The following is a 23,396-nucleotide window of genomic DNA, read 5'->3' as shown; positions in this document are numbered from 1 at the left end:
GCGAGGAGCGAGACTCGATAAGATTGCTCTTAATGAGTCTCGCTCCACTGATGTACGCGGGATGAGATTTGAACTCACACGCCGTAACCGGCACTACCCCCTCAAAGTAGCGTGTCTACCAATTTCACCACCCGCGTATCTATAAGATCTCTTGCAAACGATAGACTCTCTCTTTCTGGAGTGGAGTGCCCGGGACAGGACTCGAACCTGCACGTCTTTTGAACACTCGCACCTGAAACGAGCGCGTCTACCAATTCCGCCACCTGGGCTGACCCGTTTGCACTGCAAAGGTACAACAAATTTCGATACCACCAAATCTCCCTACGCACAACACCCTCTGGGGAGCATATCCCACTAGCTCCGCCCCGGTCGCTCCTATATATTATAGGTATCCATCGAGCCCTCCCGACTCACGGGATCGATCCCCCGAGCTCACCCTCGAGCCTAGACGACGAAGCGGCGAGACATAGAGGGCTGACGCATGAAATCACTATAGTGCGAGGGCAAGGTCGTGAAGGAGTATACGCCGGAGATAGAAGTATCCGTGTCCTAGGCTAGATATGCCCAGCGAATACCTCCTACCTAGGAGGGATGAGTATACACGTGTGTACACAACTGTATACCCACGTGTACACAACTGTATACACGCGTGTACACTACCTCGCTCTAAGTATATCCTCTATAGGGCTCGCTTGTGTGTCTATTCCTTGGGGATAATACATGGTATCTTTAGTGATGGGCTAAGTCTCCCTGAGATATGAAATGATACCCCCGAAGATCCAAAGGCAGGAGAGCAAGCGAGATCATGCGTTGGCTCTGGGCGAGACATAGAGAGTATATTCCTCTCATTTGGCGTAACTTTGTGAGAGGATTACTTATTTAGACTATCGCATTGGAATACGTTTTTTCGCTGGAGATGAAGGTGCGCGACTACGAGTGCGACCTACAGGGCGTCGTCAATAACGCCAACTACCAACACTACATGGAGCATACCCGACATGAGTTCCTCGAGAGCCTCGGGGTGAACTTCGGGAAGATGCACGAAGATGGGCTGGACGCCTTCGTCTCTAAGGTCACCATTGCCTATAAGAAGAGCCTTAGGAGTGGAGACTTCTTCCGCTCTGCGCTCACCTGCCAGATGCGTGGCCCCAAGCTCACGTTCTACCAGGATATCCTCCATACCGACGGCAGTCTAGCCGCCCGTGGTGAGGTCGAGTGCGTGCTGGTACGTGATGGACAACTCACCCGTGGGGAGTTCTTCGCCGACCTCCTCAAGGACGTCTTGAGCTAAGCCCCCCGAAACCTACCCTCCCCCCAACTCCAAGAGGAACAGCCTCTCCCCATCCATTACCCCCTAGACAATGGCAAAGAAGATCGTAGAGACCCCCCTGATGAAGCAATACATGGAGATCAAGGCTAAGCACCCAGATGCTATCTTGCTCTTCCGTGTCGGGGACTTCTATGAGACCTTCAGCGAGGATGCCATCGCCGCAGCAGAGATCCTCGGGATCACGCTGACCCGCCGTGCCAATGGCTCGGCGATGCACATCGAGCTGGCAGGCTTCCCCCATCATGCCCTAGATACCTACCTTCCCAAGCTGGTGAGGGCAGGTAGACGGGTCGCCATCTGCGATCAGCTGGAGGATCCCAAGCTAACGAAGAAGCTCGTCAAGCGTGGAATTACCGAACTCGTCACTCCAGGGGTCGTCACGGGGGATAACGTCCTGCACAACAAGGAGAATAACTACCTCGCTGCCCTCTACCTCCCCGAGGGAGGGCAGGGGAGCCTGTCTCTGCTGGATATCTCTACGGGGGAGTTCCTAGTCTCCGAGGGTACGATCGAGCACCTCGATAAGCTCCTATCCTCCTACCAGCCGAAGGAGGTACTCGTGGAGCGGAAGGCTCGTGCGGCCTTTGACCGAACCTTCGCTTGGCGGGGCTTCGTCTTCGAGGTGGAGGACTGGACGTTTGCCGTAGAGAATAACCGCCAGAAGCTACAGAACCAGCTAGGGGTGAAGAGCCTCAAGGGGCTAGGCCTAGAGCAGAAGCCCCTATCCATAGCCTCCGCTGGAGCTATCCTTAATTACCTAGAGCTCACTAGCCATAACGAACTCAGCCACATTACCACCCTGCGCAGTATAGACCGACTGGGGATGATGCGGCTCGACAGCTTTACCTTCCGTAGCCTAGAGATTCTGCAGTCTATGAGCCCCGAGGCGGGACATAGTCTGCTGGACGTAGTAGACGCTACGGCGACGCCTATGGGAGGGCGACTGCTCAGACGCTGGCTCTCCTTCCCGCTGATCGACCTAGAGGAGATCCACAGACGACAGCGCATTGTGGCCACGCTGGTGCGTGATAGCGAGCTGCGCCGCGAGCTCGGCGAATGCTTCGCTGGCATCGGTGACCTAGAGCGTATGACGAGCAAGGTCGCCATGGGGCGTATCTCCCCCCGAGAGGCTCGTGCCTTGGCGCAGGCTCTGCGAGCTGTGGGTGAGGTAGCCCAGCTAGCACAATCCACCCCAGAGGAGAGCTGTCAGGAGCTACGTCAGTTGGCGGAGCATCTGGAGCTCTGCGAAGCTCTCGTGGAGGACATCGAGCAGAGCTTGACCGAGGAGCCCCCTGCTGCCCTAGGACGTGGTGCGGTGATTGCCTCGGGGATCAATAGTGAGCTAGATGAGCTCCGTGACCTCTCAGCCCACGGCAAGGACTACCTCGTACAGCTACAGGACAGAGAGAGCAAGCAGGCAGGTATACCGCTGAAGATTGCCTTCAATAACGTCTTCGGCTACTATGTCGAGGTGCGCTCTACCCATACCAAGGATGTCCCCGAGAGCTGGACACGCAAGCAGACGCTAGTCGGAGCTGAGCGGTATATCTTCCCCGAGCTCAAGGAGTACGAGGAGAAGATACTCGGTGCCGAGGAGCGCATAGCGGTGCTGGAGGGACGTCTCTATCAGGAGCTCGTCCTGCGCATAGCTCGCTACATACAGCCCCTACAGCGCAATGCGCGTACGATAGCGCAGCTAGACTGCTTGACCTCGCTTGCCCTAACGGCCGAGACCAATCGCTACGTTTGTCCCGTGGTGGACGAAGGGCGAGTCATAGATATCAAGGCGGGTCGTCACCCCGTGATCGAGCGACAGCTCCCCTTCGGCGAGAGCTACGTACCTAATGATGTACGGCTTGGCTCTGACGACACCCAGATCATGGTCATCACCGGGCCTAACATGAGCGGTAAGTCCGCACTCCTTCGCCAGACAGCACTCATTACCCTGCTAGCTCAGATCGGCTCCTTCGTCCCAGCCGAAGCGGCACATATAGGACTCATTGATGGGATCTTCACCCGAGTGGGTGCTTCGGACAATATCTCTCGGGGCGAATCGACCTTCATGGTCGAGATGCAGGAGGCAGCGAGTATCCTCAATAGCCTCTCTGACCGATCACTCATCCTCTTCGACGAACTTGGGCGAGGTACGAGTACCTACGACGGGATCTCCATCGCTTGGGCGATCATTGAGTACCTACATGACAACCCCTTTGGCCGCCCCAAGACCCTCTTCGCCACCCACTACCACGAGCTCAACGACCTAGAGAGTAGGCTGGAGCGAGTGAAGAACTACAATGTCTCCGCCCGAGAGGTGGAGGGCAAGATGCTCTTCCTGCGCAAGCTCATAGCTGGTGGCAGTGAGCATAGCTTCGGTATTCAGGTCGCCCGCCTAGGCGGTATGCCCCAGTGTATCACCCAGCGTGCTACGGAGATCCTCGAGCAGCTGGAGCAAGCACACCTACATGAGGTGACGGGGCTAGGCTCAGAGATCAAGATCACGAGGGCAAGCAAACCCACCAGCACACCTAGCGAAGGGGTGCAGGGGGTACAGATGAGCTTCTTCCAGCTCGATGATCCCGTCCTCTCTGACATACGTGAGCGTCTCCTGCAGGTGGACATCAACAGCCTAACCCCACTGGAGGCACTGAACAAACTGAGCGAGATACAGCGCCTCCTGACGACACCCCAATAACATCCCTTTCCCATGCCCTATCTACAGCTGACACTACACTACCACTATCCCACCAGCGAGACCTCTATCTCTGACGAAGACCTCAGCGACTGGCTGATCTCCGAGCTGGGCACCATAGGCTTCGAGAGCTTCGAGCAGGGTGAGGGGATGGTGAAGGCCTTCATCCCTGAGCAGGACTATCGTGAGGAGGCGACACGTGAGCTCCTCACCGCCTTCCCCCTCGAGGGCTTTACCTGCGACTTCGCTACGGAGCTCCTCCCCGAGGTTAATTGGAACGAGGAGTGGGAGAAGAACTACTTCCAGCCTATCCTCCTCGGCGAAGGGCAGTGCCTCATACGTGCCCCCTTCCATGAGCCCCGTCCCGAGCTACCGATGGAGATCATCATTAGCCCCAAGATGGCCTTCGGTACCGGCAACCACGAGACGACCTCCCTCATCTGCTCCTGGCTCCTCGGGCACGACCTCGGGGGACTACGTGTGCTGGATATGGGCTGTGGTACGGGGATTCTCGGCATCATCGCCCTAAGGTGTGGAGCTTCCTCTCTCACCGCCATAGACATAGACCCCTGGGCCTATGAGAATGTCCACGAGAACGCTGCCCTCAATGCCGTCTCTGTCGATGAGATCATCTGCGGTGATGCCTCCGCCCTAGAGGGTAAGGCTCCCTATGACCTGATCCTAGCAAATATCACCCGCAACATCCTCCTGGAGGATATGCCTCGCTACGTAGCCGTCATGCACTCGGGCAGTAGACTACTCCTCAGTGGCTTCTACGAGGAGGATATACCGCTCCTCGTAGATCGGGGAGCGGAGCTCGGCCTAGAACTCGTCTCGAGCACTTCGCGCCACCGCTGGTCACTCGTCGAGCTCCTCAAGCCCTAACCTTACCGACCCTACTCATCAACTCATACATAGTATAGACCAATGACACGAACGACTACCCTTCGGCTCCTAGCCCTCGCCCTCACGGCGCTCGTCTCGGCTCCTCGCTCCGAGGCCGCACAGCACGGTCGCCCTCGACTAGTGGTCACGATGATGGTAGACCAGATGACCTGGGACTACCTCTATCGCTACCAAGCACGCTTTGTCGATGGAGGCTTCAAGAGGCTCCTCTCTCGGGGCTTCAACTGCGAGAATACACGCATCAACTACATCCCTGCCTACACCGCCATCGGCCATAGCTCCGTACACACGGGGAGCGTGCCCGCTATCCATGGTATAGCAGGCAACGACTTCTTCAAGGACGGCAAGCCCATCTACTGCACGCAGGACACCCTCGTAGCCTCCGTAGGGGTACCCAACGGTAAGAGCGGGCAGATGTCGCCACGTAACCTCCTGACGACCACCATCGCCGACGAGCTACGTATAGCTACCAACTTCCGCTCTAAGACCATCGGTGTCGCCATCAAGGACAGAGCCTCTATCCTTCCCGCAGGGCATACGACGAACGGAGCCTATTGGCTCGATGATGCCTCTGGGCACTTCATCACGAGTACTTACTATCGTACAGACCTGCCTGATTGGGTCAAGAAGTTCAATGCACGTGGTCGAGTCAAGGAGCTCCTCAGCCAAGGCTGGAAGCCTCTCTATGACCTCAAGACCTATCGGGAGAGCACTGCCGACAAGAACGACTACGAGCAGCCCTGGGGCAAGAAGGGTGAGATCCCTGCTACCCTACCTCTCGACACCAAGAAGCTGATGAAGACCGAGGGACTCGGGGTGATCCGCACGACGCCCTTTGGGAATACACTGACCTTTGAGATCGCCAAGGCTGCTATCGAGGGCGAGCATCTGGGCGAAGGTGAGGAGACTGACTTCCTTGCCATGAGCCACTCGGCGACGGACTATGTGGGACACCGCTACGGGACGTTCGCTGTGGAGACGGAGGACACCTACCTGCGCCTAGACCGAGACCTAGCTGACTTCCTTAGCTACCTAGATAAGAAGGTCGGGGAGGGCGAATACCTCTTCATCCTCACCGCCGACCACGCAGCAGCGCACAACCTCACCTTCGACAAGGACCACAAGATCCCCGGCGAGGCGCTACGCTCCGATATAGCACGTCAGATCATCGACTCCGTGGTAAATAAAACCCTCGGAGCGAATGCCGGTGTCATACGTGCGTACTTCAACTATCAGGTCTTCTTCAACGATGCCCGTATCGACTCCCTCGGCATCAACCGCAGCGCCCTACAGCGCACCATCTGCCAGGCCCTCAAGGACAAGCTCCCCGGTGTCGCCTATGCCATCCTTGCAGACGAAGTCGTAAGCGCCCCCATCCCCGAGGCGATCAAGACACGTATCATCAATGGCTACCGCAAGGGGCGTAGTGGCGACATCTTCGTCATCCCCGACCCAGGATGGTACTCCAAGGGTAGTGCGGAGACCCCACGTGGCACGACGCACGGTGTCTGGTCGCCCTACGACACCCATATTCCCCTCATCTTCATGGGTAAGGGTATCCGTCAGGGGCATCTCTACCGTGAGACGAACATCACGGATATCGCCGCCACGCTAGCGGCGCTACTGAAGACCCAGTACCCCAGTGGCTGTATCGGCCATCCCATCACCGAGGCCTTCGCAAACGAAGACTAACAAGACGCTCCACCCACGTCCACGTAAAGGACAGGGATAGAGAATAAATAGAAGCGACACACTGAGCTGGGGCTCAGTGTGTCGCTTTTACTTTGTGTGAAGAGGGTAGGCTGTGGCTACTGCGCTACCTTGCGGTCGGTGAAGATGTAGACTCGGTCACCGGGGCGTACCTTCTCGGGGACTGCGATGGAGCAAACTTGGCCTTTGACGGCTCGCTCTACGGGATCCATCTCGACACGGATCTCCTCGATGGTGAAGCGTACAAGCCCCGTCGTCTGACCCGTGATGAGGATCTCGTCCCCCACCCGGAGCTCCCCACTCTCTACGGCAAACTCTCCGACACCGATCTTGGAGAAGTACTTGTTGGTCTTGGCTACATAGACCTTCTGCTTCGTGGCGGAGGAGCCATAGCTCGAAGTCCATTCCCCGAGCCTTTGTCCCAGATAGTAGCCATCCCAGAAGCCACGGTTGAAGACCTCACCGAGGTGCTTGTCCCACTGCTCCACACGTGCCTCATCGAACGTCCCAGCGAGGTAGCTGTCTACGGCCTCTCGGTAGGCACGCACGACGGCATCGACGTACTCGGGGCCACGAGCACGCCCCTCGATCTTGAGTACCCGCACGCCCGAGTCCAGCATCTTGTTGAGGAAGTGGATCGTCTTGAGGTCCTTGGGGGACATGATATACTCGTTGTCCACCTCCAGCTCGATACCGGTCTCCTTGTCCCGCACCTCGTAGGAGCGACGGCAGACCTGGGAGCAGGAGCCACGGTTGGCACTCTTGCCGTGCTCGTGGAGGCTTAGGTAGCACTTGCCCGAGACCGCCATGCAGAGGGCTCCGTGGGCGAACATCTCGATACGTATGGGCTGACCTCCGGGCCCGAGGATGGGCTCCTCGAGGATCGCACGGTGGATAGCTGCCACCTGATCCATATTCAGCTCACGGGCTAGGACCACGACGTCGGCGAACTGAGCATAGAAGCGCAGCGCCTCGACATTGGTGATATTGAGCTGGGTGGATAGGTGTACCTCTACACCGATACTACGAGCGTAGAGCATAGCAGCCACGTCGGCAGCGATGATGGAGGAGACCTCGGCATCCTTAGCGGCATCGATGATACGACGCATGAGCTCGAGGTCTTCGTCATAGATGATCGTATTGACGGTGAGGTAGCTCTTCACCCCGTGCTCACGGCAAATCCCTGCGATGCGGTAGAGGTCTTCGGTGGTGAAGTTATTGGCACTCTTGGAGCGCATGTTCAGCCCTTCGATGCCGAAGTATACAGAGTCAGCTCCCGCATTGATCGCCGCCATGAGCGACTCATACGACCCGACGGGAGCCATGATTTCATATTCGTTCCTATTCATTAGTGATAACCATTCATTTAGCCCACAAAGATAGTGCAAAATGAGCCAAGCCTAGGGATCACGTGCACTCCTACCCAGGGCTGACGTATGAAATCGCTATAGTGCGAGGGCAAGGTCGTGGGGGAGTATACGCCGAAGATAGAAGTATCTATGTCTTAGTCTGGATATGCCTAGCAAAGACTTCCTACCTAGGAGGGATGAGTATACACGTGTGTACACATCTGTATACCCACGTGTACACAACAGTATACACGCGTGTACACTACCTCGCTCTAAGTATATCCTCCGTAGGGCTCACTTGTAGGTCTTTCCCTTGGGGATAATGCCTAGGATCTTTAGTGGTGGGCTAAAGCTCCCTAGGATATGAAATAATCCCCCCGAAAAAACAAAGGTAGGAGTGTGCGAGCGAGATCATGCGTCGGACCTAGTGCCCCCGGGGGGGCTCGTCCCCTCCGATAGGCTAGCCTCGCTCCCCGTCAGGCACGCACCCCGCTTAGGTATGCTCCATGAGCCCTATCTAGGCACTATCGAGGGGGCTCAAAACGCTCTCGGTATGATCGCCTCTGCGCTCTCGGTAAGAACGCTGAGGCGATCATTATAGGAGCGCTGAGACGCTCTCGGTAAGAACGCTTCAGCGCTCTCGGTAAGGGCGCTGAGACGCCCTCAGTAAGGGACTCTTCACCCCTGCCACAACGCCTGTGACTACAGGGCTCTCTACCCTATTCGGGCTATCCACCCCGGGGCTAGGACGGGTAGCTCTCGATGAGGCTAGGAACCTTCGTAGAGACTACGACCTCCCCCCGAGAAGCTATACCACCCGCTATTTGCCACAAAAAGACTAACTTTGGTAGAGTAAATGGACATGATGCTTGGATGAAGGATCTACCACTCTTTTACGCACCCCAGCTGCGCGAGGAACAGCAGCTCCCTGAGGCCGAGGCCTTACACGCGATCAGAGCTCTACGTACCTCTGTCGGCGACGAACTGCTCGTCACCGATGGCCGGGGTACACTCTATGAGACCGTCGTCACCGCCGTGGATCGCCGTCACTGCCTCGTCTCGATCACTAGAGAGGAGACTTGGCACAAGTACTGGCCCGCACACTGGAGCATAGCTGTCGCCCCGACCAAGAATATCGACCGCATCGAATGGATGATAGAGAAGATGGTAGAGGTAGGTGTGGATGAGATCATCCTCCTTCGCACTAAGCACTCCGAGCGCAAGCATGTCCACACAGAGCGACTAGAGCGCATCGTACAGAGTGCGATGAAGCAGTCACAGAAGGCTCTCCTCCCCACCCTACGTACAGACGTCAGCGCAGCCGAGCTCTTCGCCGAGGCTCGGCAGAGCGTACGCCTCATCGCCCATTGCCGTGAGGGCATCAGCCCCGATCGGGTGACCATAGATCGTGCCTTCGTCCCCGGGGAAGATGTACTGATAGCCATCGGGCCGGATGGGGACTTCACGACCGAAGAGATCGAGGAGGCTCTACGCACGGGCTTCGTCCCCATCACCCTCGGGGAGAGCCGTCTGCGTACCGAGACGGCAGGGCTCATCGCCCTACAGTGGCTACACACCCTGAGTATGCTCCACCCACCATGTGACTAAGGAATAGTAAATAATAAATACCTAAAACAACCTTTTGACTCTTATGAAGCAGAGAGAAATCAAATTCAGCCTCATCTACCGCGACATGTGGCAGTCCTCGGGTAAGTATCAGCCCCGTCGGGATCAGCTCGAGCGTATCGCTCCCGTACTCGTCGAGATGGGCTGCTTCGCTCGTGTGGAGACCAATGGCGGTGCCTTCGAGCAGGTGAACCTCCTCTATGGGGAGAACCCCAACAAGGCTGTACGTGCCTTCACCAAGCCCCTGAACGAAGCGGGTATCCAGACCCACATGCTCGACCGTGGACTCAACGGTCTGCGTATGTTCCCCGTACCTGCCGACGTACGTCGCCTGATGTACAAGGTCAAGAAGGCTCAGGGCGTAGACATCACCCGTATCTTCGACGGGCTCAACGACCCACGTAACGTCATCCCCTCCATCAAGTACGCCAAGGAGGCTGGTATGATCCCACAGGCCACACTCTGTATTACCCACTCGCCTGTACACACCGTAGAGTACTACGCTAGCCTAGCCGACCAGTTCATCGCTGCTGGTGCCCCCGAGATCTGCCTCAAGGATATGGCTGGTGTCGGACGCCCTCGCTTCCTCGGCCGTCTCGTCAAGGCCATCAAGACCAAGCACCCCGAGGTCATCATCGAGTACCACGGCCACTCTGGCCCTGGCTTCTCCGTAGCCTCCATGCTCGAGGTCTGTGACAACGGTGCCGACATCATCGACGTAGCTATGGAGCCCCTCTCGTGGGGTAAGATCCACCCAGACGTCATCACCATCCGTGAGATGCTCCTAGACGCTGGCTACAAGGTACCCGAGATCAACATGGACGCCTATATGCGTGCTCGTGCCCTCACACAGGAGTTCATCGACGACTTCCTCGGCTACTTCATGGACCGCTCTAACCTCCTGACCTCCTCCCTACTCGTAGGTTGTGGTCTACCCGGTGGGATGATGGGCTCGATGATGGCTGACCTCAAGGGGGTACACGCTGGTATCAACATGCACCTACGCAAGAAGGGCGAGAAGGAGCTCACCGTAGACGACCTGCTCGTGCGCCTCTTCGACGAAGTAGCCTATGTATGGCCACGTCTGGGCTATCCCCCACTCGTCACACCATTCAGCCAGTATGTGAAGAATGTAGCTCTGATGAACGTCTACAACCTCACCATCGGCAAGGGTCGCTGGGAAGCTATCGACAACAACACCTGGGGTATGATCCTCGGTAAGTCCGGACAGCTCCCCGGTAAGCTCGATCCAGAGATCATCGCCCTAGCCAAGGAGAAGGGCCTCGAGTTCACGACCGAAGATCCACAGCTCAACTATCCCGATGCCCTCGACAAGTATCGCAAGGAGATGGCAGAGAACGGCTGGGAGCTCGGTGAGGACGACGAAGAGCTCTTCGAGTTCGCCATGCACGAGTCTCAGTATCGTGACTACAAGAGCGGTGTAGCGAAGGAACGCTTCCAGGCTGACCTAGACAAGGCCAAGACGGCTGCCCTCGTCAAGCAGGGCTACAGCGAAGAAGATGCACTGAAGGTCAAGCGCCAGGGCACAGAGCCTATCAGCGCCCCTGCCTCCGGTCAGATCATCTGGGAGGTAGATCCTGAGGATTACTCTACGGCACCTGCAGTAGGCACGGCTATCAAGACCAATGAGCCCCTCTGCTACATCCAGACGACCGCAGGGTACTTTGAGCCCGTGATCTCGAACTTCACGGGTCGCCTCAGCGAGGTCGTCGCTCAGGGTGCCAACATCCGCAAGGGTGAAGCTCTGGCCTATGTACGTCCCGCCGACCACGAAGAGCTCTTCACCGAGACAGAGCCCGAGCGTCTACAGCGTGTAGAGAAGCTCGAGGAGGTACGCCACGTCATCCGCAAGCAGAGAGGGGCAAAGTAGCCACCTCCGCACCCCCAATAAGCGATATGCCCCACTCCTCATAGGCTGAGGAGTGGGGCATATTATTTAGGCTTGTTCCTTAGGGTATCGGGATTAGCTTTACCCTAGGATGAGGCTCGGGAGAGGACTATTCGTGTGAGAGGAGCACCTCCTCATAGATCGTAGATAGCTCCTTGGCTATACGCTTCGGGGTGAACCGCTCTACGTAGCGCCTTCCCTCCTCGATCATCCTCTTGCGTAGGGAGATGTCGATGACTACCCGATCAATCATCGCCGCCAGCATAGTAGCATCCTTAGGGTCTGTATAGAGGCTATGAGGGCCACCAGCCTCCTCCAGACAAGAGCCCGTAGCACCGATGACCGGTACACCCGCATTGAGCGCCTCGATGATGGGGATACCGAAGCCCTCGAAGCGAGAAGGGTAGACGAAGACCTCTGCGCCAGCGTAGATACCCGGTAGGTAGCTATTGGGAACACCATGGAGTAGGTGCAGGCGGGAGAGGACTCCCATACGCCGAGCACACTCGAGCACGGTCTGTACGTAGGGTGTCTTGCGCCCCACGGCCACGAGGTGAAGCTCACGATCCTGGAGCTGTCCAAGAGCCTCGACGATGAGGGCGAGGTTCTTACGCTCCTCAACACTGCCGACGAAGAGGATGTAGCGCCGAGGTAGAGCGAAGTGCCCCCGTGCCTCTGCGACCTGCTCGGGAGTGATGGAGACGAAGGCCTCGGAGCAGCCTTGATAGACCGTCGTCACCCGCTCCTCCTCCACTCCGAAGATATCGATCACATCCCTACGGGTAGCCTCGCTGACGGTGATCACTCGGTCAGCATGTCGTGCAGAGGCTCCATACTTCTTGCGATAGAGGAGACGGTCAATGCCCTTGTAGAACTGCGGGTAGCGCACAAATGCCAGATCATGGATCGTCACTACCGTCCCGATGCGCCGAGCACGGTAGAGACCGATAGGGAGCTCATTGCTGAGCCCATGGTAGAGATCCACGTGCTGCTGGGGGAGCTGACGGGGCACGGAATAGTTGCGCCATATGCTTCCCCCAAGTAAAGCCAGCGCACGATGGGGAGCGAAGAGGTGCACGGAGCGGTGGCTGAGCAGTCGCTTGTAGAGGGCTGGATCACCCGTCGAGGGTGAGTAGAGCAGATAGCGGTTCTCTGGGCGAAACTCCGTCAGCGTCTCCAGCACGAAGCGACTATAGTTGCCTAGCCCCGTAGCGTTGTTCGTGATCCGCTTGGCATCGTATGCGATGGTCATATCTCAGCGTAGATAGAGAGGGGAGGACTAGCGTGCCCTATCCGCCCTATAGCGGAAGAGCACAGCAAAGAGGACAGCGACAATAGCAGCATAGGCAGCGAAGAGATACCAGCTTAGGCTCCAGCCTGCCAGGCGAGCATGCACATCATGCTCGCTGTAGACGAAGTGGCTAATGACCGCTTGTGCCCCGAGCGAACCGAGGGTAGCCCCGATCCCGTTCGTCATGATCATGAAGAGCCCCTGTGCGCTGGAGCGGATCGTAGGGTCAGTCTCCTTGTCTACGAAGAGCGAGCCCGAGACGTTGAAGAAGTCAAAGGCCACCCCATAAACAACCATACTCAGTAGGAAGAGCCAGACACCAGCCCCAGGATCGCCTAAGCCTAGGAAGGCGAAGCGGAGTACCCACGCCAGCATAGCGATCAGCATAACGATCTTGATACCGAAGCGACGCAGAGCGAAGGGGATGAGTAGGATACACAGCGTCTCCGATAGCTGGGAGAGCGAGATGAGGATATTGGCATGCTTGACCCCAAAGGTCTCGGCATAGGCAGGTATTTCACCGAAGGAACTGATGAAGGGGTTGGCAAAGCCATTGGTGATCTGTAGGCTTACCCCTAGGAACATGGAGAAGACAAAGAAGAGCGCCATCTTACGCTCCTTGAAGAGGGCAAAGGCCTTTAGCCCAAGAGCCTCCACCAGCCCCTTACCCTCGCCCTTAGGCGCCGTAGGGCAGTGGGGGAGTGTCTGGGCATAAAGTGCGAGCAGCAGCCCTATACCGCCCGAGATAGCAAACTGTCCACTAGTAGCCTCTACACCGATCAGGCTCACCGTGATCATCGTGCAGATGAAGCCCACCGTACCGAAGACACGGATCGGCGGGAAGCTCTTCACCAGATCCAGCCCAGCCTGCTCCAGCGAGGTATATGCCACAGAGTTGCTCAGTGCCAAGGTGGGCATATAGAAGGCCACGCTTAGCGTATAGATCGAGAAGAGTACCGAATAGCTCGGTGCCTCCGTCAGGCTGTAAGCGAAGAGTGCGAGCATCAGCCCCCCGGCGAGTGCGTGACACAGCCCTAGTAGACGCTGAGCGGGTATCCATCGGTCAGCCACGATACCCATCAGTGCGGGCATGAAGAGGGAGACGATCCCCTGGACAGCATAGAAGTTCCCAATACCCTCGGCGAAGCCTGCATCGCCGAGATAGCGACCCATGGAGGTGAGGTACGCGCCCCAGATGGCGAACTGAAGGAAGTTCATCACCGTCAGGCGTAGCTTGATGTGAGCGGAGTGCATGTGTGTATTGTGATTAAGATGAAAGAATACCCCCCGATCTCAGCACGTCCTCTGGTGGGCTACGTGCGGGGATCGGGGGGCTACCCCTATGGGGGACTCTTACTGCTTACGCTTAGCGGTGATGAAGCCTACACGTAGATGCTTAGCTTCCTTGGATAGGCGGACGAAGTAGGGGAAGAGCTCTTGCTCTAGGGTAATCGTCGAGCCCTGTGTACTGTTATAGGCCACTGGGATCATCCGTAGCTGGAGCGGTGTGGTGATCTGCCAGCCCGTACCCGAGGTGTAGGTAGCATGCTCGACGAGGTGGCGAGTGACGAGCTCGGCGATGTTGCTGAAGTTGTATACCTTCGACGCACTACGATAGGCATCCGAGAGGTAGGTCTTGCCCCGCTGTAGGGTAGGGCTCGTACTCTTGAAGAACTCCTCGGCCTGCTGCCTCGTCATCAGGAGCATATAGGTCGGGGGGTTCAGTAGTATCTTCGTCGGGTTATCTACCTGTAGGGAGACATTAGCAGCCGATAGGAGCCACGTGCGTCTGAAGAAGGTCTCCTTATCTACTCCGCTAGGTAGGGCAGGCGCTGTGCCGAGCAGGCGCTGCAGCTGATCGGCTGCTAGGGTAAGCTCCGTAGTGACTCCTGCAGGGCCCTTGACGTAGGTGTACTGGGTGCTTGGGGCAGTGAGCTTGGAGAGCTCGGTAGCACTGAGACCGTTGAGATGGGGAGTGAGCTCCGTATTGACAAAGGGCTGGGCATAGTGGACTACGCTATCCTTCTTCGTCTCGTGTGGGCGATGGTAGTGGAGTAGGAGACTGCTCTCTGCTATCTGGAGCATATAGCCCGCACCCGTCGAAGGGGTGACGAGGAGACCACCGAGGACATTCTTGCCAAAGGACTCCTGCGTAGCGAAGTACTCAGGGTGGCTCTTGGAGAGGTCGTAGATACGCTGACCGAGCTCCTTGGAGAGCGTGATCGAGACGAAGAAGACGGAGTCCGTACGGCTGATCTTCTGCTTGTAGGCGTCTCGGTCGGGGACGATGTTCCTTGAGCCCACGAGCGTCCCCGACTGGCGATAGCTCTCGAGGTCGCTCTGGGAGAGTATCCCTCCCGTGAAGCCCTTGGCTATCTCGTATACCTCTACCTTGATCGGGGCATTGAGGTTACCCTCACGGCGGGCATAGTAGAGACGTAGGGTAGTGGAGTCTATCGTGCCATCCTGGGGCTCAGGGGAGAGCTTGAAGTCCTGAGCCGTACGCACCTGGGTGATGTATTCTCCGCGCTGGCTCCCATACTCTAGGTCGTTGATGACCCCGAGGAGGGCTTTGTTGGTGGTCGAGTAGACCTTATCATCGGCGGTGGTCGAGGCGGTTAGCTGTAGGTAGGTCATCTCCCCCTGCACCTTGTCGCTCTCCGGCTGTACGCTCTCACCTATCTCGGAGAGACTATCGGAGCAGGAGGCCAGTAGGCCGAGACAGAGGAGGGCTAGACCTCGTGTGAGGGACTGGGTCTGTATCATGGAAGGATCTTCTTATAGAACTCGTTGTATACCTCGGCGTCAAACTCCTTGCCAGGGTAGGGTAGGAAGTGTGTTCCTCGCTCCTGGATGTACTCTAGGAGCTCAGGGCGCAGCTCGGCACTCCCCTGGACGATGCCGTGGGCATAGTGGATAGCTAGACGGCTCAGGGCTGTATAGTCCACCTTGCTCTGCATGGAGGAGACGGCGGAGGGCTTGATCTTGTCGTACTTCAGGGTATCGAAGAGTCGCTCGGGCATCTCGACGGGTTCAGCCTCGTCGTAGAGGGAGAAGACGAGCTTGGCCTTCTTCAGACACGGGTCTTCGTTGTAGTACTTCTTTAGGTAGAGCATCCCCAGCGCGGTGAAGGTACCGTGGCAGTGGATGATATCTGGGATCCAGCGTAGCTTCTTGATCGTCTCCAGCGCACCCCGCACGAAGAAGATCGAGCGCTCATCGTTGTCGTTCTCTCCCTTGGGCTCGGAGCCAAAGAGGCTCTTACGGCGAAAGAAGTCATCGTTGTCGATAAAGTACACCTGTAGGCGTGCCGTGGGGAGGGAGGCCACCTTGATGATCAGGGGGTGGTCGTTGTTGTTGATGATCATGTTGATCCCAGAGAGGCGAATGACTTCATGTAGCTGATTTCGTCGTTCGTTGATTACTCCGAAGCGTGGCATGAAGATACGGATGTCGTTCCCCGCCTCCTGGATGACTTGGGGTAGGCGACGTGCCGTTAGGGAGACATCTGACTCAGGTAAATAGGGAAATATCTCCTGCGAGATGTACAGTATACGTCTTGATTTCATTCGTCTATTATTTACCGAGAGTTCGCACTTAGGAGACCCGTTAGCCACCTGCCATAGAGCCCTGTCAAGACCCCATACACACTAGCTCGCTCCACCTGCCCCCTACAGCGGGCTACAGGGGGAGGGGCGAACCTCTCGGGTGCACATACCTTATACTTTACAAAGATACGGAATTCCCTCATACCTTGCCCCTTGCCTCTTCCTCTACTCCACACACATACGACACCCATAGCCCATCCTAGGGTGTAGCTATAGGCACGGAGCCCTCAGGGGACGACATCCCCTGAGGGCTCACCTCTATAACGTAGCTCCTACCTCCTTTATGCTCCTCGACACTGTCTCCTATGAGATCAGAGGCGAGGGCGAAGGGGGATAATAGGGCTTAGGAGAACACGGAGTGTGTAGGGACGATCCGTGGGGAGAAGGTACTTCGCCTGAGGTACTGCACCCCAGCTATTGTAGCACCCTAGTCCCATATGCTCACTATCGACGAGGAGCTGGGTGAAGGGGGAGCGAGGGATGAGCTCCGAGTGCTGCTGGGTCTTCTCGGGGTAGCCATCGAGGCTCTCCAGAGAGCGATTGAGTGCCGAGGCCATGAAGGGCTTATCCGAGCGCACCTCTAGCCCACGTCCCCCTCGGTCAAGGACACGATAGTAGCTGAGGTCACTCCTTAGCCCCGTCTCCTGTGGACGGATGTAGGAGTAGAAGAGCTCCTCGACGCTACTACGATAGAGCCCGAGGGGCTGGGAGAGCTTGCGGTCGGGATAGTTCTCTACAGGTCCTCGTCCGTAGTATACCACCTCATCAAGAGCCTTGGGGAGCTCCATCCGTAGGCCGAAGCGGAAGAAGTTCGGGCTCTTCCCCTCCGTAGCAGGCTGCATCGTCTGCTCGTAGAGGATATGCCCTGTGGCATCGATCGTGTAGTGGAGGGTTAGGCTAGCTCCGATACCCTCTAGGGTGTAGTCCGCCTGTAGCTGCAGTGTACCCTCCTTGCTCTCCTTGGTCTTGAGGGAGGTGAGCTTGAGGTGGGGCTTGCGCCAGGCCTCGTAGCGTCGCTGTAGGCCTGCCCCCATATCGTTGTCGGTAGGAGCTCGCCAGAAGTTGGGGCGTAGCTGATACCCCTCCTCCAGTAGGCTGATCCCTGCCACCTCGTAGCGGGAGACGAAGCCCGTATGACGGTCTATGTCTATCCTCCAGTCCGTACCCCGTACGACATAGTAGTTCCTATCGTTGTCCTCCAGCTGTAGGGGAGACTGTGCTCTCTCCTTGCCGAGCTCTAGGGCAGGCATCTGTCCACGCTGTAGGATGAGCTGCTCGTGAGCCACCTGAGTCCCTGCGGGGAGGATCCCATCGGCCTCACGAAGGACGAAGGAGAGCTGTAGCGTCACATCCTCCTCTCTGGAGACCTCGGGTAGGCGATAGGGTAGGGCGAGCTCTCCCGTCTGCTGAGCTGCTATAGCGGGTAGAGCAAGAGTACCCGACTGTACGGGTCGCCCCATCACCGAGAGCTCCCAGCGTAGATCGTAGCGACTGAGGTCGATGAAGAAGTATTCGTTGTGGAGCCTGATCTTGCCCGTCTGTGCATCCACTAGGCTGGGGCGGATACTTTGCTGTACGTAGCTCACCTCATGGGCATGTGGGTTGAGCTGGCGGTCGGGGCTGACCAGACCGTTGTCTAGGAAGTTATTGTCAGAGTAGTCATAGCGATTGAAGTCTCCACCATAGGCATAGAAGCTATGACCATCCCGTGTACGCCAGCGTAGCCCCTGATCGACGAAGTCCCAGATGAAGCCCCCCTGATACTGCGGATAGCGACGGATGAGCTCCCAGTACTCGTCGAAGCCCCCCTCGCTATTACCCATAGCATGCGCATACTCGCACTGTATGAGGGGCATCTTGGGGGAGCTCTCTAGGTACTTAATGATCTCCTGAGGCTGGCGATACATAGGGCAATAGATGTCGGTAGCCTCGAGACGCGAACGCTCATACTGGGCAGGACGTGTCGGGTCAAGCTTCTTCACCAGGGCATAGGCCGCTAGGAAGTTCGCTCCATGCCCCGACTCATTGCCGAGTGACCAGATGATGATACTCGGATGGTTGAAGCCCCGCTGTACATTATGCTCGTTACGCTCTAGGTGGGCACGTAGGAAGTCCTTGCGATGCGCTAGAGACTCCTTGCCGTAGCCCATGCCGTGAGACTCTAGGTTGGCCTCCGAGACCACATAGAGTCCATACTCATCACAGAGCTGGTACCAATAGTCGTCGTCGGGATAGTGGCAGGTGCGTACAGCATTCATGTTGAGCTGCTTCATCAGCAGGATGTCCTGACGCATACGCTCACGGGATACATAGTAGGCTCCGTCAGGGTCTATCTCGTGCCTATTGGCCCCCTTGATGAGGATCGGCTGACCATTGACTAGGAGCTGTCCCCCAGAGACACGTACGTCTCTGAAGCCTACCCGCTGGTGGATGACCTCGCCAGCTGTCCTGAGCTCTAGGGTATAGAGATAGGGGATCTCTGACGACCAAGTCTTGACCTCCCCGAGCTCAAAGGAGCCCTTCGCTGCACTGAAGCCCTTCTGCTCCAGCACCACCTGCCCCTCAGCATCCCTTAGGGTGAGCTGTACGGGTAGGTTCGCCTCGCTCTTGCGCAGCTCTATCTGTAGCGTCCCCTTGGCCTTCCCGTCCCTATAGGTCGGTACCTCGATACCTGCCGAGAGGCGCACGTCCTCGATCCCCTTAGGCTCACGAGCGTAGAGGTAGCAGTCACGAGCGACTCCACTTAGACGCCAGAAGTCCTGACACTCCAGATAGGAGCCATCCGACCAGCGGAAGCTCTGGAAGGCGATGAGGTTCTCCTGCCCATACTTGATATAGGGCGTGAGGTCAAACTCTGCCTCCACCTTGCTGTCCTCGCTGTAGCCCACGGGACGTCCATTGACCCATAGGTCGATATTGGAGGTCACAGAGCCGAAGTGTGCGATGACCCGCTTGCCTCGCCATGAGGCAGGGATATGGATACTCCGGCGGTAGCTCCCCACGTGGTTCTCTCGGATGGGGACGAGGGGAGGGTTATTCTTGAATTGGTTGTGCCATGGATAGATCGCATTGCTGTACAGAGGGTCTCCGTAGCCATTGACCTCCCATATACCCGGTACGGGCATCGAGCCCCAGCCCTTGTCGTTGAGGCTGAGGCTCCCGAAGTCCCGAGGGCGCTCATCGGCATGGCGCACCCAGTGGAAGCGCCATAGGCCATTCAGGGAGAGGAAGTGCTGGCTCGCATACTTGTCTCTGGTCTGCTCGTCCGAGCGGAAGGCAAAGAAGCTCGTATGTGTCGGTAGACGATGGATCGCATTGACCTCGGGGTCAAGCCAAGGCTCTTGGCCTCGGGTCTGTGCTAGGGCGGTAAGCCCCTGAGTGAGTAGGAGTAGGAGCGTAAATGTGCGCTTCATGTCATTGCTGTTAGTTCTTGTGCGCCTTGCGCATATAATAGGTGAGGAAGAAATTCTGCCAGGCGATATAGCCTGCGATCCCTGGTGCTACGAGGGGATGGAGAAAGGAGATACACAGCCACAGCACGAGGGCTGTATTCTTCTGGCCGAGGGCTTGCCGACAAGCTCTCAACTCGATCCCGAGCCTCGGGGCAAGCACCCGCCCTAGGTTGAACTGGATGAAGCAGGCCACGAGCCCTACCCCAAAGGAGGCTAGGAGCAAGGGTATGCTCCCCCCTCCCTCCTCAGAGACGAAGTGTACAGCACGGCCTAGGATAAAGATCAGTGTGGAGAGCCAGAGCCAGTAGGTGAGCCGACGGTGTGGACGAGGCTCTCTGCCGAAGCGGAGCATCACGAGACGTACTGTCCACGCCAGCAGGATCGGTAGGACGACCATCCGAGAGACCAGGAGGGCAATATCTGCCGAGAGAGACCAGAAGTCCACCCCCTCCCCTCCACCGATCAGAGGCAGGAGCAGAGGGGCTAGGACGCAGATGACCGCATGGGTCACGATCGTATAGCCCGTAGCAAAGCCCACATCTCCCCCCATCAGGCTCGTCATAGCTCCAGCGGCGGTAGCCGCTGGGGCTAGGAAGCACATGAAGAGGCTACATGCCACATCCCTATTCCAGAGCGAAAGTAAGAGATAGAGTCCCCCGCCGATAGAGAGCTGGAGGAGTAGGAGGAGTAGGTGCTGGGGGCGGGGACGAATATTCCTCGGGCGCATATTCACCACCGCAAAGAAGAGCATCGAGGCGATGATCCATGGTAGGACGGCGGCATAGGGCGAGGTCACACGCCACAGCAGTACGCCCGCTGTGATGAAGCACAGCGGAGCATAGCCCTTCAGTCGAGAGAGATCCAAGGCTCGTTCCTCCCGCTGTGACTATTTCCCCTCCAGTAGGGAGAGATCCCCTAGGAGTCGCTTGATGGAGGAGCGCACTGAGGTCAGCCCGAAGTGTCGTACCTCCAGCTCCCTAGGCTCTACGATGACGAGCTCGGCAGCATCATCACGAGCCTCAGCCCCCTCAAAGGTCGGGACACGTACGAGCCAAAACGTATCGGCCGTGTACACATCGAGCCCCGAGTAGGGGTAGATATTGGGGATAGAGAAGAGGTAGCGTACACAACCCGCCGTGAGCCCTGTCTCCTCGAGTAGCTCCCGACGTACGGCCTCCTCGACACTCTCCTCGGGGTCTACAAAGCCCCCGGGTAGGTCTAGTGTACCCTTGGCTGGCTCTCTACCACGGCGTACACAGAGCAGACGCCCTGCATCATCTCGCACGAAGCAGGCGACGGCCGAGGCGACGTTGTGGAAGTAGGTCAGGGCACAGTGTGGGCAGTGGATCGCCCTGCCGTGCACATGCTCGAGCCCCGTCTGTCCACAACGAGGACAGTAGTGAAACGAAGATAATGGATGCTGGATCATAGCTCGTATGGTGAAGAAAGGACGGCGCAGAGCCAGCAGAGGCGATACCTATCTCTAGTGATCCCTGAGCTGGCTCTGCGCTGTATATAGTCGTATCGTGCCCCTTAGAGCTCCTTAGCTTCCCAGCCGAGGGCGCTAGCACCGAGCACGGCAGCATCGCTCTCCTTGAGCTGTGAGAGTAGGAGCTTGGTCTTCCCCTTGTAGATCGCCAGTAGGTTCTTCTCCATGTGGTGACGGATAGGGTTCATCAGTAGGTCGCCGGACTTGGTCAGACCACCGAAGAAGATGATTGCCTCAGGAGAGGAGAAGGTGACGAAGTCCGCACACGCCTCACCGAGGATAGCTCCTGTGCTCTCGAAGATCTCCAGAGCGAGCTGGTCACCGGCTACAGCAGCGTCGAAGACGTCCTTGGAGGTGATGCTATCGATGTCTAGTAGACGGAGCTTGCTCTCATCCGAGCGGATGGTGAGGTACTCACGTGCCGTACGGGCAACCCCCGTAGCAGAGGTATAGGTCTCCAGACAGCCCTGACGTCCACAGCCACACATACGTCCGTTACGGCGGACGATCATGTGCCCGAGCTCACCAGCGAAGCCGTCGTGCCCATAGACGAGCTGTCCGCCTACGACGATCCCACTACCGACCCCAGTACCGAGGGTGATGACGATGAAGTCCTTCATCCCGCGAGCTGCACCATAGGTCATCTCACCGATAGCAGCGGCATTGGCATCGTTCGTCAGTACGACGCCGATCCCTATGCGATCCTGTATCATCTGTGCCAAGGGGATCTTGCCCTTCCAGGGGAGGTTAGGAGCGAACTCGATCGAGCCACTGAAGTAGTTCCCATTAGGGGCGCCTACGCCGATGCCACGTATCTTGTCCTTGCCACCTACCTGATCGATGAGCATATTGATGCCCCCGACGAGGTCATTTAGATAGAGCTCAATATCGTTGTGCGTACCGGTCTTGATCGAGGCACTCACGACGACATTACCACGGGCGTCCACGACGCCGAAGACGGTGTTAGTACCTCCGAGGTCTACACCTATTACATAGGGCTTTTCCATTGTTACGTCTGTATATAATACGCGAATAGCGATGTATCATGAGCAAAGATAATAGTTTTAGCCTAGAGACCGCCCCTAGCCTATAGATCGGTCAGGGCCGACACATGATCTCGCTCGCACACTCCTGGCTTTGGATCTTCGGGGGGATTATATCACATCCCAGGGAGCCTTAGCCCATCACTAAGGATCCTAGGCATTATGCCCAAGAGACAGACACACAAGCGAGCTCTACAGAGGAGATACTTAGAGCGCACTTGTGTACACGCGTGTATACAGTTGTGTACACACGTGTATACTCATTCCTCCTAGGTAGGAGGTATTCGCTGGGGATCTCTACACTTAGGACATAGATACTTCTATCTTCGGCGTATACTCCTTCACGACCTTGCACTATAGTGATTTCATGCATCAGCCCTGATAGATCGGTCAGGGACGCCTCTGCCCCGCCCTCACTTCGCCCCGGTCGATCCCGTCTACGTCGGGGCAGAGGTGGGCTTATCCACCCACCTTAGTATTAGTGGTTAAATAAAGGATAAATATATATTCTCTCTTTATCTCCTGTTGTTGTTATAGGCGGTGGATTGGTGGGTAAGGGAGCTAAGTGTCCGTGGGGGAGAAAATGTAATACACGACCTTATCCCTCCCCCTTGTCCCCGCTTATTCACATACAATACACAGGGGTAAATGACTCATGGATAGAGGTCTCAATGACGCGATCACTTTTTGTCCACGCATTGGCTATCCTCTTTACACTGCGAATACTTTTTAACGTGTGTATGAAGGAGGGATAACTCTTGGGGTTATCTACATCCTCCCAGCGTCGCTCCCATCAGAGGGGTAGGGGGTGGATAGTCGATGTGGGTGACTAGTGGGGTTATCCCTAGGATACCCACCTGATGTCCACTACCTATCCTCCCTTCTAAATAGGGGTAGAGAAGCACTTCCTCTACTCCATAATGTATAGAGTAGAGGGAGTGAAGAGGGTGGGGGAGGGTAAAAGTAGGGAGTAAAGGGGCGTGCCTCGGATGAG

15 protein-coding genes and 2 tRNA genes are annotated in these 23,396 nt (G+C 57.0%); 6 read left to right on the top strand and 11 right to left on the bottom strand.

Annotated elements, in window-relative coordinates; all coding sequences use genetic code 11:
• Window positions 1–53 precede the first annotated feature (53 nt).
• Both QZ170_RS05795 and QZ170_RS05790 read right to left on the bottom strand, forming a co-directional pair.
• Window positions 54–137: transfer RNA gene (locus tag QZ170_RS05795), tRNA-Leu, on the bottom strand.
• 49 nt (window positions 138–186) lie between these two features.
• Window positions 187–269: transfer RNA gene (locus QZ170_RS05790), tRNA-Leu, on the bottom strand.
• Window positions 270–916: 647 nt separating this feature from the next.
• Here QZ170_RS05790 and QZ170_RS05785 point away from each other — a divergent pair.
• The 4 genes from QZ170_RS05785 to pafA all read left to right on the top strand — a co-directional run bounded on the left by QZ170_RS05785 (window position 917) and on the right by pafA (window position 6,617).
• The gene (locus QZ170_RS05785) at window positions 917–1,291 is read left to right on the top strand and encodes an acyl-CoA thioesterase (RefSeq protein WP_297178513.1); all 375 of its coding nucleotides are present in this window, start codon (window positions 917–919) and stop codon (window positions 1,289–1,291) included.
• Window positions 1,292–1,361: 70 nt separating this feature from the next.
• Window positions 1,362–4,022, top strand: a complete 2,661-nt coding sequence (mutS, locus tag QZ170_RS05780; protein WP_297178478.1) for a DNA mismatch repair protein MutS — start codon at window positions 1,362–1,364, stop codon at window positions 4,020–4,022.
• A gap of 12 nt (window positions 4,023–4,034) precedes the next feature.
• Window positions 4,035–4,904, top strand: a complete 870-nt coding sequence (gene prmA, locus QZ170_RS05775; protein WP_297178476.1) for a 50S ribosomal protein L11 methyltransferase — start codon at window positions 4,035–4,037, stop codon at window positions 4,902–4,904.
• Window positions 4,905–4,946: 42 nt separating this feature from the next.
• Window positions 4,947–6,617: an alkaline phosphatase PafA gene (gene pafA / locus QZ170_RS05770; protein WP_297178473.1), complete on the top strand. Its 1,671-nt coding sequence runs from the start codon at window positions 4,947–4,949 to the stop codon at window positions 6,615–6,617.
• Between the two features lie 116 nt (window positions 6,618–6,733).
• Here pafA and QZ170_RS05765 read toward each other — a convergent pair whose 3' ends face one another.
• On the bottom strand, window positions 6,734–7,984 hold the full coding sequence (locus tag QZ170_RS05765; RefSeq protein ID WP_297178470.1) for a U32 family peptidase: 1,251 nt from the start codon (window positions 7,982–7,984) through the stop codon (window positions 6,734–6,736).
• Between the two features lie 873 nt (window positions 7,985–8,857).
• Here QZ170_RS05765 and QZ170_RS05760 point away from each other — a divergent pair.
• Both QZ170_RS05760 and QZ170_RS05755 read left to right on the top strand, forming a co-directional pair.
• Window positions 8,858–9,592 (top strand): 16S rRNA (uracil(1498)-N(3))-methyltransferase, encoded by a 735-nt coding sequence (locus QZ170_RS05760; protein WP_297178467.1) that lies wholly within the window; start codon window positions 8,858–8,860, stop codon window positions 9,590–9,592.
• Window positions 9,593–9,635: 43 nt separating this feature from the next.
• Window positions 9,636–11,501 carry an oxaloacetate decarboxylase gene (locus tag QZ170_RS05755; RefSeq protein ID WP_297178463.1) on the top strand — a complete coding sequence of 622 codons (1,866 nt, stop codon included), beginning with the start codon at window positions 9,636–9,638 and terminating at the stop codon, window positions 11,499–11,501.
• Between the two features lie 127 nt (window positions 11,502–11,628).
• Here the strand turns inward: QZ170_RS05755 and QZ170_RS05750 are convergent, their stop codons facing one another.
• The 8 genes from QZ170_RS05750 to QZ170_RS05715 all read right to left on the bottom strand — a co-directional run bounded on the left by QZ170_RS05750 (window position 11,629) and on the right by QZ170_RS05715 (window position 22,366).
• On the bottom strand, window positions 11,629–12,771 hold the full coding sequence (locus tag QZ170_RS05750) for a glycosyltransferase family 1 protein (RefSeq protein WP_297178461.1): 1,143 nt from the start codon (window positions 12,769–12,771) through the stop codon (window positions 11,629–11,631).
• 27 nt (window positions 12,772–12,798) lie between these two features.
• A complete protein-coding gene (locus QZ170_RS05745; RefSeq protein ID WP_297178458.1) occupies window positions 12,799–14,064 on the bottom strand; it encodes an MFS transporter in 1,266 nt (421 codons plus the stop codon).
• Between the two features lie 99 nt (window positions 14,065–14,163).
• Complete coding sequence (locus QZ170_RS05740; RefSeq protein WP_297178454.1) at window positions 14,164–15,576, bottom strand: DUF4270 family protein; 1,413 nt, start codon at window positions 15,574–15,576, stop codon at window positions 14,164–14,166.
• A complete protein-coding gene (locus tag QZ170_RS05735; protein WP_297178451.1) occupies window positions 15,573–16,379 on the bottom strand; it encodes a glycogen/starch synthase in 807 nt (268 codons plus the stop codon). Before QZ170_RS05735 ends, QZ170_RS05740 begins: the two co-directional genes overlap by 4 nt.
• A gap of 350 nt (window positions 16,380–16,729) precedes the next feature.
• The gene (locus QZ170_RS05730; RefSeq protein WP_297178448.1) at window positions 16,730–19,831 is read right to left on the bottom strand and encodes a glycoside hydrolase family 2 TIM barrel-domain containing protein; all 3,102 of its coding nucleotides are present in this window, start codon (window positions 19,829–19,831) and stop codon (window positions 16,730–16,732) included.
• 10 nt (window positions 19,832–19,841) lie between these two features.
• Window positions 19,842–20,735 (bottom strand): sodium Bile acid symporter family protein, encoded by an 894-nt coding sequence (locus QZ170_RS05725; protein WP_297178445.1) that lies wholly within the window; start codon window positions 20,733–20,735, stop codon window positions 19,842–19,844.
• Window positions 20,736–20,756: 21 nt separating this feature from the next.
• Window positions 20,757–21,299 (bottom strand): NUDIX domain-containing protein, encoded by a 543-nt coding sequence (locus QZ170_RS05720; RefSeq protein WP_297178442.1) that lies wholly within the window; start codon window positions 21,297–21,299, stop codon window positions 20,757–20,759.
• Window positions 21,300–21,403: 104 nt separating this feature from the next.
• A complete protein-coding gene (locus tag QZ170_RS05715) occupies window positions 21,404–22,366 on the bottom strand; it encodes an ROK family protein (RefSeq protein ID WP_297178440.1) in 963 nt (320 codons plus the stop codon).
• Window positions 22,367–23,396 lie beyond the last annotated feature (1,030 nt).

The sequence above is a fragment of the uncultured Porphyromonas sp. genome, assembly GCF_905372525.1.
Classification (GTDB): Bacteria; Bacteroidota; Bacteroidia; order Bacteroidales; family Porphyromonadaceae; genus Porphyromonas.
The sequence above is the reverse complement of the archived record's forward strand: the minus strand, read 5'-3'. Positions and strand labels throughout refer to the sequence as shown.

Bases quoted from the DNA above. Each gene is read 5' to 3' on its own strand.
- QZ170_RS05785 (WP_297178513.1), top strand. From the start codon at position 917: ATGAAGGTGCGCGACTACGAGTGCGACCTACAGGGCGTCGTCAATAAC.
- mutS (WP_297178478.1), top strand. From the start codon at position 1,362: ATGGCAAAGAAGATCGTAGAGACCCCCCTGATGAAGCAATACATGGAG.
- prmA (WP_297178476.1), top strand. From the start codon at position 4,035: ATGCCCTATCTACAGCTGACACTACACTACCACTATCCCACCAGCGAG.
- pafA (WP_297178473.1), top strand. From the start codon at position 4,947: ATGACACGAACGACTACCCTTCGGCTCCTAGCCCTCGCCCTCACGGCG.
- QZ170_RS05765 (WP_297178470.1), bottom strand. From the start codon at position 7,984: ATGAATAGGAACGAATATGAAATCATGGCTCCCGTCGGGTCGTATGAG.
- QZ170_RS05760 (WP_297178467.1), top strand. From the start codon at position 8,858: ATGAAGGATCTACCACTCTTTTACGCACCCCAGCTGCGCGAGGAACAG.
- QZ170_RS05755 (WP_297178463.1), top strand. From the start codon at position 9,636: ATGAAGCAGAGAGAAATCAAATTCAGCCTCATCTACCGCGACATGTGG.
- QZ170_RS05750 (WP_297178461.1), bottom strand. From the start codon at position 12,771: ATGACCATCGCATACGATGCCAAGCGGATCACGAACAACGCTACGGGG.
- QZ170_RS05745 (WP_297178458.1), bottom strand. From the start codon at position 14,064: ATGCACTCCGCTCACATCAAGCTACGCCTGACGGTGATGAACTTCCTT.
- QZ170_RS05740 (WP_297178454.1), bottom strand. From the start codon at position 15,576: ATGATACAGACCCAGTCCCTCACACGAGGTCTAGCCCTCCTCTGTCTC.
- QZ170_RS05735 (WP_297178451.1), bottom strand. From the start codon at position 16,379: ATGAAATCAAGACGTATACTGTACATCTCGCAGGAGATATTTCCCTAT.
- QZ170_RS05730 (WP_297178448.1), bottom strand. From the start codon at position 19,831: ATGAAGCGCACATTTACGCTCCTACTCCTACTCACTCAGGGGCTTACC.
- QZ170_RS05720 (WP_297178442.1), bottom strand. From the start codon at position 21,299: ATGATCCAGCATCCATTATCTTCGTTTCACTACTGTCCTCGTTGTGGA.
- QZ170_RS05715 (WP_297178440.1), bottom strand. From the start codon at position 22,366: ATGGAAAAGCCCTATGTAATAGGTGTAGACCTCGGAGGTACTAACACC.